This window comes from Desulfoluna sp. CLI2B (genome assembly GCF_056847375.1).
On sequence record NZ_CP186557.1, the window covers coordinates 3,817,178 to 3,832,762 of the forward strand.

Annotated in this window: 14 protein-coding genes; 8 read left to right on the top strand and 6 right to left on the bottom strand. The window is 56.6% G+C overall.

Going from position 1 to position 15,585, the window contains the following annotated elements; translation table 11 throughout:
• The first annotated feature begins 307 nt into the window (after positions 1-307).
• From priA to ACOYW2_RS17975, 6 genes are all read left to right on the top strand, one after another.
• Positions 308-2,716 (top strand): replication restart helicase PriA, encoded by a 2,409-nt coding sequence (priA, locus tag ACOYW2_RS17950; RefSeq protein WP_482767420.1) that lies wholly within the window; start codon positions 308-310, stop codon positions 2,714-2,716.
• Between the two features lie 267 nt (positions 2,717-2,983).
• On the top strand, positions 2,984-3,556 hold the full coding sequence (locus ACOYW2_RS17955; protein ID WP_482767421.1) for a YfcE family phosphodiesterase: 573 nt from the start codon (positions 2,984-2,986) through the stop codon (positions 3,554-3,556).
• 211 nt (positions 3,557-3,767) lie between these two features.
• On the top strand, positions 3,768-4,469 hold the full coding sequence (locus ACOYW2_RS17960; protein WP_482767422.1) for an OS_HP2 family (seleno)protein: 702 nt from the start codon (positions 3,768-3,770) through the stop codon (positions 4,467-4,469).
• 160 nt (positions 4,470-4,629) lie between these two features.
• Positions 4,630-5,274 (top strand): HAD family hydrolase, encoded by a 645-nt coding sequence (locus ACOYW2_RS17965; RefSeq protein ID WP_482767423.1) that lies wholly within the window; start codon positions 4,630-4,632, stop codon positions 5,272-5,274.
• Between the two features lie 138 nt (positions 5,275-5,412).
• Positions 5,413-6,120 (top strand): BamJ family beta-barrel-assembly machinery protein, encoded by a 708-nt coding sequence (gene bamJ / locus ACOYW2_RS17970; RefSeq protein ID WP_482767424.1) that lies wholly within the window; start codon positions 5,413-5,415, stop codon positions 6,118-6,120.
• A 348-nt stretch (positions 6,121-6,468) separates the two neighbouring features.
• Positions 6,469-7,761: an NCS2 family permease gene (locus ACOYW2_RS17975; RefSeq protein ID WP_482417437.1), complete on the top strand. Its 1,293-nt coding sequence runs from the start codon at positions 6,469-6,471 to the stop codon at positions 7,759-7,761.
• Positions 7,762-7,870: 109 nt separating this feature from the next.
• Here ACOYW2_RS17975 and ACOYW2_RS17980 read toward each other — a convergent pair whose 3' ends face one another.
• Both ACOYW2_RS17980 and ACOYW2_RS17985 read right to left on the bottom strand, forming a co-directional pair.
• Positions 7,871-8,101, bottom strand: coding sequence for a hypothetical protein (locus ACOYW2_RS17980; protein ID WP_482417438.1), 231 nt, complete (start codon positions 8,099-8,101; stop codon positions 7,871-7,873).
• Positions 8,067-8,510, bottom strand: coding sequence for a CoA-binding protein (locus tag ACOYW2_RS17985; RefSeq protein ID WP_482417439.1), 444 nt, complete (start codon positions 8,508-8,510; stop codon positions 8,067-8,069). The genes ACOYW2_RS17980 and ACOYW2_RS17985 overlap by 35 nt, the downstream gene beginning before the upstream one ends.
• A gap of 282 nt (positions 8,511-8,792) precedes the next feature.
• On the opposite strand from ACOYW2_RS17985, the gene polA reads away from it, so the two are divergent.
• On the top strand, positions 8,793-11,471 hold the full coding sequence (polA, locus tag ACOYW2_RS17990) for a DNA polymerase I (RefSeq protein ID WP_482767425.1): 2,679 nt from the start codon (positions 8,793-8,795) through the stop codon (positions 11,469-11,471).
• Between the two features lie 217 nt (positions 11,472-11,688).
• On the opposite strand, the gene ACOYW2_RS17995 is transcribed toward polA, so the two are convergent.
• Complete coding sequence (locus ACOYW2_RS17995) at positions 11,689-11,910, bottom strand: hypothetical protein (RefSeq protein ID WP_482767426.1); 222 nt, start codon at positions 11,908-11,910, stop codon at positions 11,689-11,691.
• Positions 11,911-11,942: 32 nt separating this feature from the next.
• Here ACOYW2_RS17995 and ACOYW2_RS18000 point away from each other — a divergent pair, with 32 nt between their 5' ends.
• On the top strand, positions 11,943-13,169 hold the full coding sequence (locus ACOYW2_RS18000) for a hypothetical protein (RefSeq protein WP_482767427.1): 1,227 nt from the start codon (positions 11,943-11,945) through the stop codon (positions 13,167-13,169).
• Here the strand turns inward: ACOYW2_RS18000 and ACOYW2_RS18005 are convergent.
• From ACOYW2_RS18005 to ACOYW2_RS18015, 3 genes are read right to left on the bottom strand one after another with little or no spacing between them, the layout of a single operon-like run.
• Complete coding sequence (locus tag ACOYW2_RS18005) at positions 13,160-13,744, bottom strand: DUF7840 domain-containing protein (protein ID WP_482423772.1); 585 nt, start codon at positions 13,742-13,744, stop codon at positions 13,160-13,162. The two genes, ACOYW2_RS18000 and ACOYW2_RS18005, sit on opposite strands and share 10 nt — an antisense overlap.
• The gene (locus tag ACOYW2_RS18010) at positions 13,672-15,024 is read right to left on the bottom strand and encodes a lipoprotein N-acyltransferase Lnb domain-containing protein (protein WP_482767428.1); all 1,353 of its coding nucleotides are present in this window, start codon (positions 15,022-15,024) and stop codon (positions 13,672-13,674) included. The genes ACOYW2_RS18005 and ACOYW2_RS18010 overlap by 73 nt, the downstream gene beginning before the upstream one ends.
• Positions 15,008-15,460, bottom strand: coding sequence for a hypothetical protein (locus ACOYW2_RS18015; RefSeq protein ID WP_482419365.1), 453 nt, complete (start codon positions 15,458-15,460; stop codon positions 15,008-15,010). Before ACOYW2_RS18015 ends, ACOYW2_RS18010 begins: the two co-directional genes overlap by 17 nt.
• Between the last annotated feature and the right edge of the window lie 125 nt (positions 15,461-15,585).

A 15,585-nucleotide genomic window follows, 5' to 3' on the forward strand; every position in this document is an offset into this window, starting at 1 on the left:
CGGGGCACTGTCGGAGACAAGCCTTTGAAACCTTAAACAAACAGACCTTAAAGCCATTTTAGCCATGAAAAGCCCTTTGATACATAAAAATGTTTGAAGCCCTCACACCGCTGTCCACGGCGTAGCCCGTCAGCAGATGTGATACCCCAAGGAACAACGAGTAGAGTATCCGCGAATCCGTTTTGTTTCGCTTTGGGGGGTGACATTTTCTAAGGGCATCATTATAGTGGGGGCGACATCAACAACCCAAGGCCCGCCCCGTGAGCCAGAAACGCCGGGCCGCCTATTTACCCTTACCGAGAGTTCCATGCCCGACGCCACCTGTTACGCCCAGGTCACCGTAACCCTGCCCCTGTCCGGACCCTACACCTATATCGTGCCGGATCACCTGCGTGCCCACGCGGCCGTGGGCTCCCGGGTCCTCGTGCCCTTTGGCCGGCGCACGGTGACAGGTTACATCACGGCCTTTGCACCTCACGTGAAATCCATTCTGGACACCCTGGACCCCTGCCCCCTGTTTACCCCGGCCATGGTTCCCCTGTTCCGGTGGATCGCCGACTACTACATGGCTCCCATGGGGGATGTGATCAAAACAGCCCTGCCCGGCGGGCTCAATGTGGTGGACCGGCAGGTGGCCTCCCTCACGGACAGCGGAAAAACCGCTGCAGGCGACCCGGCCTGCCCGGAGGCGGACAAAGAGCTCCTTGCCCTGCTGATAAACTCACCGGTCCCCTTGAAACAGCTCATCGACGCAGACCCGCCCGTCCCCCGCGCCCAGATACAGGCCCTTGAGAAAAAGGGATGGATCACGGTGACCCGGGAGCTCAGCACAGCACGCACCCGGGCCAAGATGGAGACCCTGGCCGAGGCGGCCTTCGGCCCCCTCCCCCAAAAAGGGGTCACGGAAAAACGCCAGCTTCTCCTGGACTTCCTGCGCGTCCACGGAGCCACAGCCCGGGCCGACCTCAACCGAAAGCTCCCCTCGGCCAAGAGCACCCTGGGCCCCATGGTGGAGATGGGACTCGTCCACCTCTTCGAGGACCGGGTGGAGAGATCCCCCCTGGGAGAAGAGATCGTGCCCGACACCCCGCCGCCCCTCACCGACGAGCAGCAGGAGGTGGTTTCCACGGTGTCGGCCCAGCTCAAAGAGGGGTATGCCACCTTCCTTTTAAAAGGGGTGACGGGCAGCGGAAAGACAGAAGTTTACATGCGACTGGTGGAAGAGGCCCTGGCCGCCGGGAAGACGGCTGTGGTGCTGGTGCCCGAAATCGCCCTCATCGCCCAGACCGACCGCAGGTTCAAGTCCCGCTTCGGGGACCGCATCGCCGTCCTGCACAGCGGCCTCTCCGACGGGGAGCGCTACGACCAGTGGGTGAAAATCGCCGAGAAGCGGGTCAGCGTGGTCATCGGGGCCCGCTCAGCCATCTTTGCCCCCCTCACCGATATCGGCCTCATCGTGGTGGACGAGGAACACGACGGCTCCTACAAACAGGAGAGCGGCCTTCGGTACAACGCGCGAGACCTGGCCGCTGTGCGGGCCCGCATGGAAAGGGCCGTGGTGCTCCTGGGCTCGGCCACACCCTCCATCCAGTCGGCGTGGAACGCCACCACCGGCAAGTTCAAAGAGGTCCTGCTCACCAAGCGGGTGAACAAAAAGCCCATGCCCGAGATCGAGGTGGTGGACTTAAAGAAATACAAGGACCTGCCGGGCATCCACACCTTTCTCACCCCCCGCCTTGTGGAGGCCATGACCCAGACCCTGGACCGGGACGAACAGGTGCTCCTCTTTTTAAATCGCCGGGGCTTTTCCGGCGCGCCCATCTGCGCCCACTGCGGCGAACCATTAAAATGCCGCCACTGCGACGTCTCCATGACCTTCCACAAAGGCGTGGGCGCCTTTCGCTGCCACATCTGCGGTTACTTTGAACCGGCCAAGACCCACTGCCGCATCTGCAACGGCAACAAGATCAAGCTCCTGGGCAGCGGCACGGAAAAAGTGGAAGAGGCCGTCAAAGACATCTTCCCCCATAAGACCGTGGCACGGATGGACCAGGACACCACGGCCCGGCGCGGTTCCCTCCTCAAGATCCTCAAAGGGGTCCGGGAAAAACAGGTGGACATCGTGGTGGGAACCCAGATGATCGCCAAGGGCCACGACTTCCCCGACATCACCCTGGTGGGCGTGATCTGCGCAGACACCGCCTTGAACCTGCCCGACTTCAGGGCCGGGGAACGCACCTTCCAGCTCCTTGCCCAGGTGGCCGGGCGCGCGGGCAGGGGCGACAAGCCCGGCCGGGTGATCCTCCAGACCTACGTGCCGGACCACTTTACCATCGGCTGCGCCGTGGACCACGACGCCGACGCCTTCTACACCCACGAAACCGGGTTTCGCCGCGCCCTGGCCTACCCGCCCTTTACCCGGATCATCCTGATTCGCATCGCCGACAAAAACAGCCAGCGCAGCCGCGCAGCCGCCCAGAAGCTCTCCGGGCTCCTCTGGGACCGGCGCCCGGACACAGGCGTGGCCATCATGGGCCCTGCCGAAGCGCCCCTGACCCGTGCCATGAACCGCTACCGCTGGCAGATCCTCCTCAAAGGAGAGTCCCCTTCCGTCATGAAAAAAATGGCCGCAGACGCCCTTGAAGCCTTTCGCAAGGAGGGGGGATTTTCCAATGTCTCCGTCACCATTGACGTAGACCCCTATGCACTGGGATAATCTTATTTTATCGGTAACTATTCAGCTCAAAAAAAACAGCCTCCGGCGGCAAGGTGTGCCACCTTGAAAGCAGGTTGCGGATGTGTTTTGCCCCTCGTTCCTCGGGTCAAATCACATCCGCCTTTAAAGTAAAAATTCACTCAAAAAGATTTTTTAAAACCTGTTTGTTAAACCCGCCTTTATAAAACCAGGCAAACGTTACCCCCCGGCAGGGCCGCCGGAGGCAACCATAAGCTGAATAGTTACATTTTATCAAAGGAACACACCATGCGCATCGCCATCATGAGCGACAGCCACGACAATATCTGGCACCTGAAGACCGCCCTTGACCTCATCGCCGAAGCCGAAGCCGAGGCCATCATCCACTGCGGGGACTTTGTGGCCCCCTTCATGCTCCGGCGCATGGACAAGGCGGGCATCCCGGTGCACGGGGTCCTCGGCAACAACGACGGCAGCGTGCTGACCCTGGCCCGGGCCGCCTACCGGGACCTTGACCACATCCACCTCCACGAGACCGTGGGCAAGGTGACCCTGGGGGGCCTGCGCATTGCTTTTACCCACCAGCCCGATGTGGGGCGCGCCTTTGCCGCCACCGGGGACTTCGACCTGGTCTGTTGCGGTCACTCCCACACCTGGCACCGGGAAGAGCTTGGGCGATCCACCCTCCTGAACCCCGGGGAGATCATGGGTTCCAACGGCGATCCGAGTTTCGCCCTCCTCGACACGACCGAAGGAACCATTCGCAAAATCACCTTTCCCCATGCCCTGGGCAACCACGCCAAGGCCGCCCTTCACCTTGACAACACCCGGCGAGAAACATACACTATGCGCCGATGCTGATACCTGATACGCAACGAGTCCGTGCTCTCGCAAAATATAACCGCACATCCTCCGCCCTTTTGGGGGATACGATACATACCAGCCGACACAACGTATCGACAAAACCCCGGCTTCCATGGACGAGCCGCAAGGTTATGTGCTGCCCGAGCCCTCACGCTCATCCCCTTCGTCCCCGCGCGACGACAGCAACGTTCGACACTGAGGTGACATCATGTACAAAAAATTAGTGGCGCTGGTGCTTTTCATGCTCTGCACCGCCCTGCCCCTTTCGGCTGCCGAACAGGCCGAAGGGCCTGTTCTCCATATTCCCGAAGCCCAGTTCGACTTCGGCTCCGCACCGGAGGGCAAACGCATAAAGCACGAGTACACCGTAGAAAACCAAGGTACCGAAGAGCTCCGCATCACCCGGGTCCGGCCCGGCTGAGGCTGCACCGCCGCTTCGTTTACGAAGCGAATCGCGCCAGGCGGCAGCGGAATCATCACAATCATCGGCAATACCAGGGGCTACGGCGGACGGGACTTCAAGCGCAGCATCCAGGTGGAATCCAACGACCCCAAACGACAGACCACCTCCCTGATCTTCAGGGGCCATGTGGAAAAAGTCGTCACCATCACCCCGTCCCAGGTTCGGCTCATCGGCAAAGAGGGTCAGGAGCTCACGGCCAAGGTACGCATCGTGCCCAGCAAGGAGTATCCCTTCAAGCTCCTCTCTGCCAATCCCGTGAACCCGAAGCTCATCACCGTGGACGTTAAAGAGGTGGCGGGAAAGACCGGCCGTGAGTATGAACTCACCGTGAAAAACGTCACAAGCAAAAGCGGGCGCTATTCCAGCACCATCGACATCGATACGGACAGCGATATTCGTCCCCAGATGAGGATCCAGGTGACCCTGTACATCCGGAAAAAAGCCTGACAAAAAAGCCATGAGCGCCGTCGGGCACCGCGGTAATCCCCGCAATGCCCGGCCGGTACCACCACGACTCGCCTCTCCACGGGCATCCCCCGATGCCACGGATAATCAAAGGCCCAAACACTTACTTATGGAAGGCCCGCTACGCCCGGGCTGTTAAGGCATGAAATCAAACATCACCCCCGAAGCCATCCGAGTGGTTGCCTTTGACTGTGACGGCGTTATGTTCGACACCGAAGAGACCAACCGCATCTACTACAACACCATCCTCGACCGGTTCGGGATGCCCCCCTTAAGCGACGAGCAGTTCCGGTACGTCCATATGGCCACCGTCAGTCAGGCCCTGGCCTACCTGTTTGAGGGACGCGTGGACCTAAGCGAGGTGCGCGCCGCCACCGCCGCCTTTGACTACGCCTCCCTGATTCCCCACATGAAGATGGAGCCCGACCTGATCCGCGTTCTCAACGCCCTTTCACCCCGGTGCAAACGGGCCGTGGCCACGAACCGGTCCAACACCATGGACGCGGTGTTGACGTTTTACGGCCTTTCGGATCTCTTTGAGCTGGTTGTCACCTCCCAGACCGTGGCCCACCCCAAGCCCGCCCCGGACCAGCTCCACAGCATCATGGACCACTTCAAGGTGTCGGCCCACGAGATCCTCTATATAGGGGATTCCAGCACGGACCAGCTGGCAGCCCAGGCCGCCGGAGTCCCCTTTGTGGCCTTCGGCAACCCGGACCTTCCGGCCGACGCCCACATGGAACGCCTTGGGGAGATTCCTTTGATGCTGGGGTTGCCCATGGCTTGAATCAAAGCTCCCCGGCGCCACCCCGCTTACGAGAAAGACGAACAGTTCAACAACCGTTTTTTTTTGACACCAACGTCACCCGGATCCCTTTTGCGACGGGAATCCCAACCAACGACTTGTAAACCAAAGGACACCTTCATGAAGAAAAACCTGATCTCTGCATCATTTGCTCTCATCATAACCCTGGCTTTCGTGGCCGCCGCTCCGGCCGAAGAAGCTAAGAAAAAAAACCTCGAATCCTTTGATGAGCAGATCGGTTACACCATCGGTATGGAAATCGGCACCAACCTCAAGGCCAATGCCCTTGAGCTCGACATTGATGCCCTCATTAAAGGGATCCAGGACGGCTTCCACGGTACCGAGCCCCTCATGACCCCTGAAGAGATGACCCAGACCAAAACCACGGCCATTGAAAAGATGCAGGCCAAACGCATCAAGCAGACCGTGGACAACCTTGAAAAAGCCAACGCCTTCCTGGCCGAAAACAAAACCAAGAAGGGCATCACCACCACCGAGTCCGGCCTCCAGTACGAGATCATCGCAAAGGGCACGGGAGACACCCCCAAGGCCTCCGACAAGGTGAAGGTCCACTACAAAGGCATGCTTCTGGACGGCACCGTTTTTGACAGCTCCTACAAGCGTAACGAGCCCGCCGTTTTCCAGGTGGACCGCCTCATCGCCGGATGGACCGAAGCCCTTCAGCTCATGAAGGCCGGTGCCAAGTGGAAGCTCTACCTTCCCCCGACCCTGGCTTACGGCCCCAACGGCAACGGTCCCAAGATCGGTCCCAACGAAGCCCTCATCTTCGAGATGGAGCTTCTGGAGATCGTTCCCGCTGCCGAATAACGGGAGCACCTCCCCCCCTGCCCCGTGCCCTCCTATGCCACCACCTGAGAGAGGCACGGCTGGGGGACCGTCTTGCTTGACGGGATAACACATTCAAAAAATGCCTTTTCCCTGCCGCTCACATAGTGGTATAGAAAGCTCGTGCCGGTATCATGCAAATCCAAGGGTTTCATAATACCGGCACTCTTTTTTTTAAAGGAAGGCCCCGGCTGACAACGCACTCACCGGGGACGCGCCATGTTGGATTCAAGGAGTGATGCCACGGCCCAGCACAAGGCCCTGGCAAATGTTGAGCCCTGTCCGCCGCGTCAGGGATATGTGTGAACCACCAGGAAGGTTACTAAGAAGATGCTGGAAAACTTTTTCAAGCTCAAAGAGAACGGAACCGATGTCAGGACGGAAGTGATCGCAGGCCTGACCACCTTTATGACCATGGCCTACATCCTGGCCGTCAACCCGGACATCATGAGTGCCACCGGCATGGACAAAGGGGCTCTCTTCACAGCCACCACCCTGTCCGCCCTGGTGGCCACCCTTGTCATGGCGCTGGTGGCCAAGCTCCCTTTTGCCCTGGCCCCGGGCATGGGCTTGAACGCCTTTTTTGCCTTCACTGTGGTCCTCAACATGGGCTACTCATGGGAGATGGCCCTCACCGCGGTCTTCATCGAAGGCCTTATTTTCATTGTCCTCACCTTTTTCAACGTGCGTGAGGCCATCATCAACGCCATCCCCCTCTCCATCAAAAACGCCGTCTCCGTGGGCATCGGTCTTTTCATCGCCCTCATCGGCCTTAAAGGGGCAAACGTCATCGTCAAAAGCGATGCCACCCTCGTCACCCTGGGCAACATGGGCGATCATGCCGTCTGGGTGGCCTTCATCGGTATCGTTGTCTCCGGGACCCTCCTGGCCATGAATAAAAAAGGGGCCCTGCTGGCAGGCATCCTTGTCTCCACCCTGGTGGGCATCCCCCTGGGCGTCACCCACATGGAAGGGCTGAAGCTCTTCTCCGCCCCCCCCTCCCTTGAGCCCATCATGTTCAAGTTCGATTTCTCCAAGCTCTTTACAACGGACATGGCCGTGGTTCTCTTCACCTTCCTCTTCATCGACATGTTCGACACCGTGGGCACCCTGGTGGGCGTGGGCGCCAAGGCAGGACTCCTGGATGAAAAGGGCCGCCTGCCCCGGGCCAAGCAGGCCCTCTTTGCCGATGCCATCGGCACCACCTTCGGCGCCTGCATGGGCACCAGCACCGTCACCACCTACGTGGAGAGCGCCTCTGGCGTGGCAGAAGGCGGCCGCACCGGCCTCACCTCCCTGACCACCGCCGGCCTCTTCTTCGTGGCCCTGTTCATGTCGCCCCTGTTTCTCATGATCCCGGGCGCAGCCACGGCTCCGGCCCTGGTCATGGTGGGCTTCTTCATGCTCTCCCCCATCAAGAACATCAACTTAGACGATGCCACCGAGGCCCTCCCGGCCTTCATCACCTTCCTCATGATGCCCCTTACCTACAGCATCTCCGAGGGCATCGTCTTCGGCATGCTCAGCTACGTGATCTTAAAGGTCCTCTCCGGACGGGCCAAAGAGGTCTCGCCGGTGATGTACATCATCGCCGCCATCTTTGTTCTCAAGTTCTTCATGTAAGAGCAAGCCGCATAAAAACGAAAAAAGGGAGCGCCCGCCTTGCGGGTCGCTCCCTTTTTTATTTTCCTTATAAGCTTATGATCTATGACCTATAAGCCTATCGCCTGTCTCACTGATTCCCGAACCCGTTCTGGGCGCTGCAGTCCGGGCACTCCCAGGTGATGCCGTTGCAGGTCATGCCCCAGAAGTTCTCTTCCATGCAGTCCTGACAGATGGTAAAGCCGCAGCGGCAACGCCAGGCAAAGGGGAGCTCGCCTTTGCCGCAGCAGTGGCAGGGCGATTCCTGGGCTTTGAGTTTCTTTCGCTTATATGAGGATATTCTTTTTGAAGTACGAGGCATGGTCCACCTTGATACACCGGTTCATGATCACGTCGATGCCGTGATCTGTCAAACGTTCAGCCGCTTCCCTGTTTTCAATGCCGAGCTGCATCCAGAACACCTTGCACCCGACGGCGATGGCTTCGTCCACATGCTGGATGACGTCTTCGCTTCTTCTAAACACATTCACAATGTCCACGGGCCCCGGCACCAGATCCAGGGTTTTGTATGCCTTTTCCCCCAGGATCTCTTTCTGGGCCGGGCGCACGGGAATGATGACGTACCCGTTTTCCTGCATGTATCTGGCCACATCGTGGGAGTCCCGCTCAGGCTTGGGTGAAAGCCCCACCACCGCGATGGTTTTTGCACGCTCCAGCACGTCCTTGATCTGCCGGTCCGAGATGAGGATCTCGCCTTTTTTCTCTGCCATGGTTCACCTCCGGGTGTTTGCCGTTTGGCCCTTTTCATGGTAGGTATACGCCATTGCAGCGGGTTTTTCCGCGCAATGACCTCATCGACACGTAACCCCACACAATCCGACACGTCATCTGCGCCGTGCAAGGGTTGTCCCGATAATAAAGACCCCGCAGGGGCATCGCCATACCGACGCATCGGCCCGCATGATCACATCGCGATATCAGATGCTGAACGTAATGCAACCCAAGGCCCCTGTCAACAGGCCTCGCCCCATGAACCCGGAGCCATCCAGACCATGACCGACAAGAAAAAAATCTACCTCATCGACGGCAGTGCATACATATACCGAAGCTTCCACGCCCTTCCCCCTTTGACCAACGCCGAGGGGCTCCCCACCAACGCGGTGCTGGGATTTACCAACATCATCGTCAAGATGATGAACGACTTTGCCCCCACCCACGCCGTCATCTGCTTTGACGCCAAGGGCCCCACCTTCCGCCACGAGATGTACGAAGAGTACAAGGCCAATCGGCCTCCCATGCCCGACGACTTAAGGGCCCAGATCCCCTTTGTCCACAGGCTGGCCGAGGCCTACCGCATCCCCACCATGGAGCAACAGGGCCTGGAAGCCGACGACGTCATCGGCACCCTGGCCAAAAAAGCCGAGGCCGCCGGTTTTGAGGTGGTCATCGTCACCGGGGACAAGGACTTCATGCAGCTCGTCACCGACACCTGCGTCATCTCGGACCCGGCCCGGGACGTCTACCTGGACCGGGACGCGGTGAAGGAAAAACTCGGGGTGTGGCCCGAGCAGGTCACCGACATCATGGCCCTCACCGGAGACACCTCGGACAACGTCCCCGGGGTACCGGGCATCGGTAAAAAGACCGCCCCGGCCCTCATCAATGAGTTCGGCTCCCTGGACGGCCTCTACGAGCAGGTGGAGACCATCACCAAGAAGAAGCAGAAAGAGAACCTCATCACCAACAAGGACCTGGCCTTCATCAGCCGGGACCTGGTCACCATCAAGACAGATGCCGACCTCCCCTTTGACGAAGAGGCCCTTGTGGTTCCCGAGCCCGACGGCGAGACCCTTTTAGAACTTTTCAAGGAGCTGGGCTTTAAAAAATACATCAAGATGTTCAGCGCCCCGCAGAAAAAGGTGACAAAGGCCTACCATGCGGTGCTCACCGAAGAGGCCCTGGCAGAGCTTGCCGACAAGATAAAGGACGCCCCCCTGGTGGCCGTGGACACCGAGACCACGAATCTTTCCCCCATGCTGGCCGAGGTGGTGGGCATCTCCGTTGCCGTGACGCCCCACGAGGCGTACTACATCCCCTTCGGCCACACCGGCCTGGAGTCCGACAAGCAGCTTTCCAAAGAGGCGGTCTTTGCCGTCATGAAGCCCATTCTGGAAGATCCGGCCATCCGCAAGTGCGGCCAGAACATCAAATACGACCTGCTGGTCTTAAAAGGCGCGGGCATCGAGCTTCGCGGCATCGCCTTCGATACCATGGTGGCCTCCTATCTCCTCAACCCCACCCGGCGCTCCCACGGCCTCGACGACCTGGCCCTGGAGCTCTTCGACCACCAGACCATCAAGTTCGAAGAGGTGGCGGGCAAGGGCAAGAACCAGCTCCTCTTCTCCGAGGTGCCCCTTTCCCAGGCCGTGCCCTACGCCGCCGAAGACGCCGACATCACCCTGATGCTCGCCCAGGAGTTTGAAAAAGAACTTGAGGCCAAAAACCTCACCGGGCTCTTCGACACCATGGAGATGCCCCTGATGCATGTCCTGGCCGAGATGGAGCACACGGGTGTGGCCGTGGATGAAGAGGCCCTCATCACCATCTCCAAGACCTTTGAAACCGAGATGGAGACCATCGAATCGTCCATCTACAGCCTTGCAGGGGAAGAGTTCAACATCAACTCCTCCCAGCAGCTCGGAGCCATCCTCTTTGAAAAACTTGAGCTGCCCGTCCAGAAAAAGACCAAGAAGAAGACCGGCTACTCCACGGACGTGGAAGTCCTGACCGCCCTGGCCGCCATGCACGACCTCCCGGCCCAGGTCATCCGGTACCGGACCCTGGCCAAGCTCAAGAGCACCTACGCCGACGCCCTGGTGGGCCTGATTCACCCCACCACCCACCGGATCCACACCTCTTACAACCAGACCGTGGCCGTCACCGGACGCCTGAGCAGCTCCAACCCCAACCTCCAGAACATCCCTGTGAGAAGCGACGAGGGCCGCATGATCCGCGGGGCCTTTGTTCCGGCAGAGGGGAATAAACTCATCGCCGCCGACTACTCCCAGATCGAACTGCGCCTCCTGGCCCACTGCTCCGGGGACCCCATCCTCATCGAGTCCTTCAACTCAGGCGAGGACATCCACAAGCGCACCGCCGCCGAAATGTTCGACTGCGACCTCCTCTTTGTCACCGGGGAGATGCGCCGCCAGGCCAAGGCCGTGAACTTCGGCATCATGTACGGCATGAGCCCCTACGGCCTCTCCAAGGAACTCGCCATCACCCAGAAGATGGCCAAGAGCTTCATCGAAAACTACTTTGCCCGCTACAGCGGCGTAAAGACGTTCATCGACACCTGCATCGAAGAGGCCCGGGAGACGAAAACCACCAGCACCCTCCTGGGGCGTATCCGGCCCCTGCCCGAGATCGCCAGCGCCAACCGCAACGTCAAACAGTTTGCCGAGCGCTCTGCGGTCAACACCCCCATCCAGGGCACCGCCGCCGACCTCATCAAGCTGGCCATGCTCCGGTGCAGCGAAATCATCAAAGAGAAGCAGCTGGAAACCCGAATGATCATGAGCGTCCACGATGAGATCGTCTTTGAAGCCCCGGAAGCGGAAGTAAACGAGGTGAAAGGCCTCATGCAGCAGGCCATGGAGAACGTCTGGGAGCTTGCCGTGCCCCTGTCCGTCAACATCGAGGTGGGAGACAACTGGAACGAGGCGCACTAAAAGGGCAGGTTAGAGACACACCAGGTCATAGGTTATAGGTTATAGGTTATAAAAAAAATGCCTCCGGCGGCCCTGCCGGGGGCCAAACTTTTAAAAAGTTTGACAAAGAGGTCTCAAGTAATCATTTATAGGCTCCGCCGAAACAATTTCGCCATTTTGCGCACCCGTACTTCGTTTTAATCGCCCTGAAGGGCGATTAAAACGAAGTACGGGTGCATTAGAAACGTTTTTTGCGGAGCTTTTTTTCAAAAAAGCGACCCGCCGGAGGCAACTGAATAGTTACCTTATTTTTCGATTTATCAAAGCGCTTATCTTCGACCCCTGCGGGGCTGGAGATGAGTTCCTTGATTACCGGAAAATTTTTGCGGAGCTTTTTTCCAAAAGCGACCCGCCGGAGGCTTTTTTGAGCTGGATAGTTACCGGCGGCCTCTCCTTTCATGCTTCTAAAACCACGATAAAAGGCCGCACCCCATGATGCGTCGTTTTGCCAATCTTTTTCTGGTTCTTTTCCTGGCCGACGGGGCCATCTCCGTCCTGGACGAACTCCTTTTGGCGGTAAGCGGGATGCACCTGCTCGTCCAGCCCAGGAATGTCCTCGCATATCTGGTCCTTTTTCTCTCCGTACTTGTTTTCATGGCCATGGGTCTGGACCGACGACTTCCCAAGCGAGTCTTCTTGCCCATGGCGGCCTATGCCCTGTGGGGAGGCCTCCTCTTCTGGCCCGCGCCCCGGTACATCCCGGAAGGAGTGTTCGGCATTCTCATGGCCCTGGGGCAGCTGGGCATCGGCCTTGCAGGGCTCCGGGCCATTGGGCATCAATCGGACCACCCCTTTCTCATGAGCCCCTCCATGTTTCAGGGCCCCTGGTTCAGCGCAAAAAACACCATAGTGTATGTATCCGCAACCACCCTGGCTGTTCCCGTGCTTCTCTTTTTCATGGGGCTTTCGGCCTTTTCTGCCTTTGTGGAGGCCCGCACCAACGGGTTCATGCGCATCAGCTTCACCGGCCTTTACATGAACGAAAAAACCTACGGGAAAAACGGAAAGACCCTGCGCCTGATTCCCATGATCCACATCGGCCGCACACCCTATTACCATGACATCGGAAACTCCATGACCAACGGCAGGACCCTGATCCTTGCCGAAGGGGTCTCGGACAGACAGGGGCTCCTCAAAACCCATTTTTCCTACGACAGCCTGGGAACCCTTTTGGGCCTCGACACCCAGGAGCGAATGACCCTGGACGCCACCAGCGTCTCTGACGAGTTCAAGCCCCTTGCGCCACCGGATGAGGCGGCCCACAAACCCCATATTGTCTCCGCAGACATCGACCTCTCCGAGGCTTCCCCGGCCACCGTGGCCTTCATCAACACTCTGGCCCAGATCCTCTCCGAGGCCGATTCACCCGCAGGCGCATGGCGGGGTTACACCGCCTGGCTCGAAACCCAGACAGATGACGAATCGATCCTGGCCGACATCACCTACGACATCTTCACCCGAAGAAACCAGGCCGTGATCTCCATGATGGCCAAGGCCCTGCCCCGTTACGACACCCTCATCGTGCCCTGGGGCGCCCTCCACATGGCCGATATTGAAAAAGAGGCCCAAAACATGGGGTTTGTCTTGCTCACGGAAAAGGAGCGGCTGAGCGTCAGCTTCCGGGAAGCCCTGGTTCACTTTAAAACGATTCAGAAGTGAACCGTGCAGGAAACACTGGCTTGAGCTGTCTCATGTCCAGAGTCGTCGGAAAAAAGAGTAGCTGCCATAGATACATCCCGACTTTTCCCTGTAAAAAAAGAGCAGGCGACCCTCAGCTTGGTTTCATATTTGTAGTGAGCCGTACTGATGATTCGCTCTAAGGAGCCGTTTACTTTCACACGCCTGTTTTTCACAAAAAAACCGACTTCTGGCCCCACATAAGCCACATTTCTGTCATCAAAATACGCGTCGCCGACACGAAGAAAACCATAGTACTGATACTGGTCATAGCAGAGAGCCTTTGTCCGCCCAAGCCCAAGCACCATGTGAGGGTACAGCTTGTTTTTCTCTCCTTCCAACCCTTCCTGCTCAAATGAAAGCTTCACCTCTGCAGAAGATCCTTTAACAGAGGGTTTAAAGGGGACATATGCCTTAAAGTCAACCACATCAAATTCCTGAACAAACAACTCTCGGTCTTTTACAAAGTAATCAAGCTCAGTACTCAGTAACTTAAACCGGAACTCTTTAAAATATTCCGAATTATCAGAAGATAAGCAATTGTAAACAGGAGATATGCCAACAAGCGAATAAGGAGCCGCCCCTTGTAGGCAGCCCCAAAAGAAAAGCTTGAGGCTCCATTGGTGTTAAATCGGTTCTTAAATTCGGAATATTGCCCATTCAAAACGGCGTGTTCAACGCGTGGGTCAATTGAGGCATTGATTGCATCCAACAGATCCTGTCTGTTGTTATCTTTCTCATGCCTGCTTGTGAACACCTGGTATATCAGCTCTGAGCGCAGCAAGATCAAAACCATTTGCCTTTCATACAAATCAGAAATGCGATCCAACACTGTCAAATCATGGTTTTTCATTACAGACGCTGCCAACGCCTTGTCCTGTGCACTGAGGTGCCCCGATATCTGCCTTATTGTGTACTCGAGTGTTGGTCTGAAATAGACTTCGCCGACATGCTTAGTCGACATGATCGCCCTAACAATCCCCTTTGGCGTTTGAACGAATCGACTGATCTTCACGGAATCGGGGTATCCCGCTTGGATCAGGTCAAAAATACCTGCCCCACAATTATAGGAAATAAAATTATACCCTACATTGATCCCCTTCATTTCCCATAGGTGGCATATGAGAAGTGAGCACTGCTCCATGCTCAAGTCCAAAGGCAATTCAACCATATTGCGCTGTTCTTTATAGCAGTATTTTTCTACTTCATCGTCATATGAGGTCAGAATATATCGACCGTCCAGGTGTGAAAAAAGTGCGTCATAGAACATAGAAAATGTACTATTGTCAGGCAACACAGCACAAAACCCCACAGCATGCGATCGTCTTCCGCGGCTGTCCTCACCATCGAGTTTCAAAAACAGGTGCCCCATCATGCTTCCAACATATTTAAAGCTTTCGGAAGTGTATACGATGGATATTTTTTGGGCTGACAAATTCGTTATAAAGGCTTTGAGTTCGGGGCAGGTGAATGCTGAAGGAACGATATCCAGTTGGCGGCACAGCCAAAGATAGCGAGCAGGAAACCGGCATAAAAATGTATTCTCGAGCAAGTCTTCCCCAAAAAAAGCCTCAATGCATGCGTTCAACTCAGATTCGGGTGAACGGCAGCCATTGGAAGAGACAAAAAAAGCCGAGTCCCGGATCAAAAAGCGATTACTTTTATAGTGAATGAGAATGTGCCAGAAAGGATGATCGGATAGGTTTTTTATTTTTGCTTTTTCGTGCAAGCGGTAAGTAGTATTGCTGACATTCTTATGCTCGGCAATGGCATTGCCGGGTAACCCGACTACGAATGCCACTGCCAGAACACACACACCTTTAATTATGATTCTCATTCTTTATCTTTGCGCTGTACTGAATCTTGGCAAGGTCTTTTCGTTTCACAGGGACAACGACGTTTTCATCATAGGTCCACATTGATCCGGTTGATGCATCCACCCCTGCTGATGTCGTCCCAAACAGGCCAAAAAGAAAATTGGCGTAAAAAGGAACATTTACTTGCTGGGCAACGTTTACGGTTGTCTGTTCGCACGTCTCATCGGTCACACGCACAAGGACAGGGCTTTTGGCCCGTTTAACCATAACGGAAGAAGGAATGGTTATATTTTGGGTTCCTGATGCAGAAATGACTTCAACGTTAGCCTCTTTTCCGTCTGGGGTATTGAGTGAGATGTTCGCCGATTCTCCTGTAAAAACAGTTGCACAGCTGCAAAAATTAAAAACACAGAACAGAAAAAGCACAAAATACGTTTCTCTTGGTACCAAGCTCATTTCAAAAATCCTTTTGCGGTAATATTAGAAATACGATTAACGAAGCAAACCCCAGCCAATCAAACCAGCAATACTTAGATGAACATAAACATTAGTGTCAACCCAAACATCTCCACCAAATCCTA

Coding starts and splice junctions, on each gene's coding strand:
- ACOYW2_RS17980 (WP_482417438.1), bottom strand. CDS start 8,101: ATGCCTCGTACTTCAAAAAGAATATCCTCATATAAGCGAAAGAAACTC.
- polA (WP_482767425.1), top strand. CDS start 8,793: ATGACCGACAAGAAAAAAATCTACCTCATCGACGGCAGTGCATACATA.
- ACOYW2_RS17995 (WP_482767426.1), bottom strand. CDS start 11,910: ATGAAAGGAGAGGCCGCCGGTAACTATCCAGCTCAAAAAAGCCTCCGG.
- ACOYW2_RS17985 (WP_482417439.1), bottom strand. CDS start 8,510: ATGGCAGAGAAAAAAGGCGAGATCCTCATCTCGGACCGGCAGATCAAG.
- ACOYW2_RS17975 (WP_482417437.1), top strand. CDS start 6,469: ATGCTGGAAAACTTTTTCAAGCTCAAAGAGAACGGAACCGATGTCAGG.
- ACOYW2_RS18000 (WP_482767427.1), top strand. CDS start 11,943: ATGATGCGTCGTTTTGCCAATCTTTTTCTGGTTCTTTTCCTGGCCGAC.
- ACOYW2_RS18015 (WP_482419365.1), bottom strand. CDS start 15,460: ATGAGCTTGGTACCAAGAGAAACGTATTTTGTGCTTTTTCTGTTCTGT.
- bamJ (WP_482767424.1), top strand. CDS start 5,413: ATGAAGAAAAACCTGATCTCTGCATCATTTGCTCTCATCATAACCCTG.
- ACOYW2_RS17965 (WP_482767423.1), top strand. CDS start 4,630: ATGAAATCAAACATCACCCCCGAAGCCATCCGAGTGGTTGCCTTTGAC.
- ACOYW2_RS18010 (WP_482767428.1), bottom strand. CDS start 15,024: ATGAGAATCATAATTAAAGGTGTGTGTGTTCTGGCAGTGGCATTCGTA.
- priA (WP_482767420.1), top strand. CDS start 308: ATGCCCGACGCCACCTGTTACGCCCAGGTCACCGTAACCCTGCCCCTG.
- ACOYW2_RS17955 (WP_482767421.1), top strand. CDS start 2,984: ATGCGCATCGCCATCATGAGCGACAGCCACGACAATATCTGGCACCTG.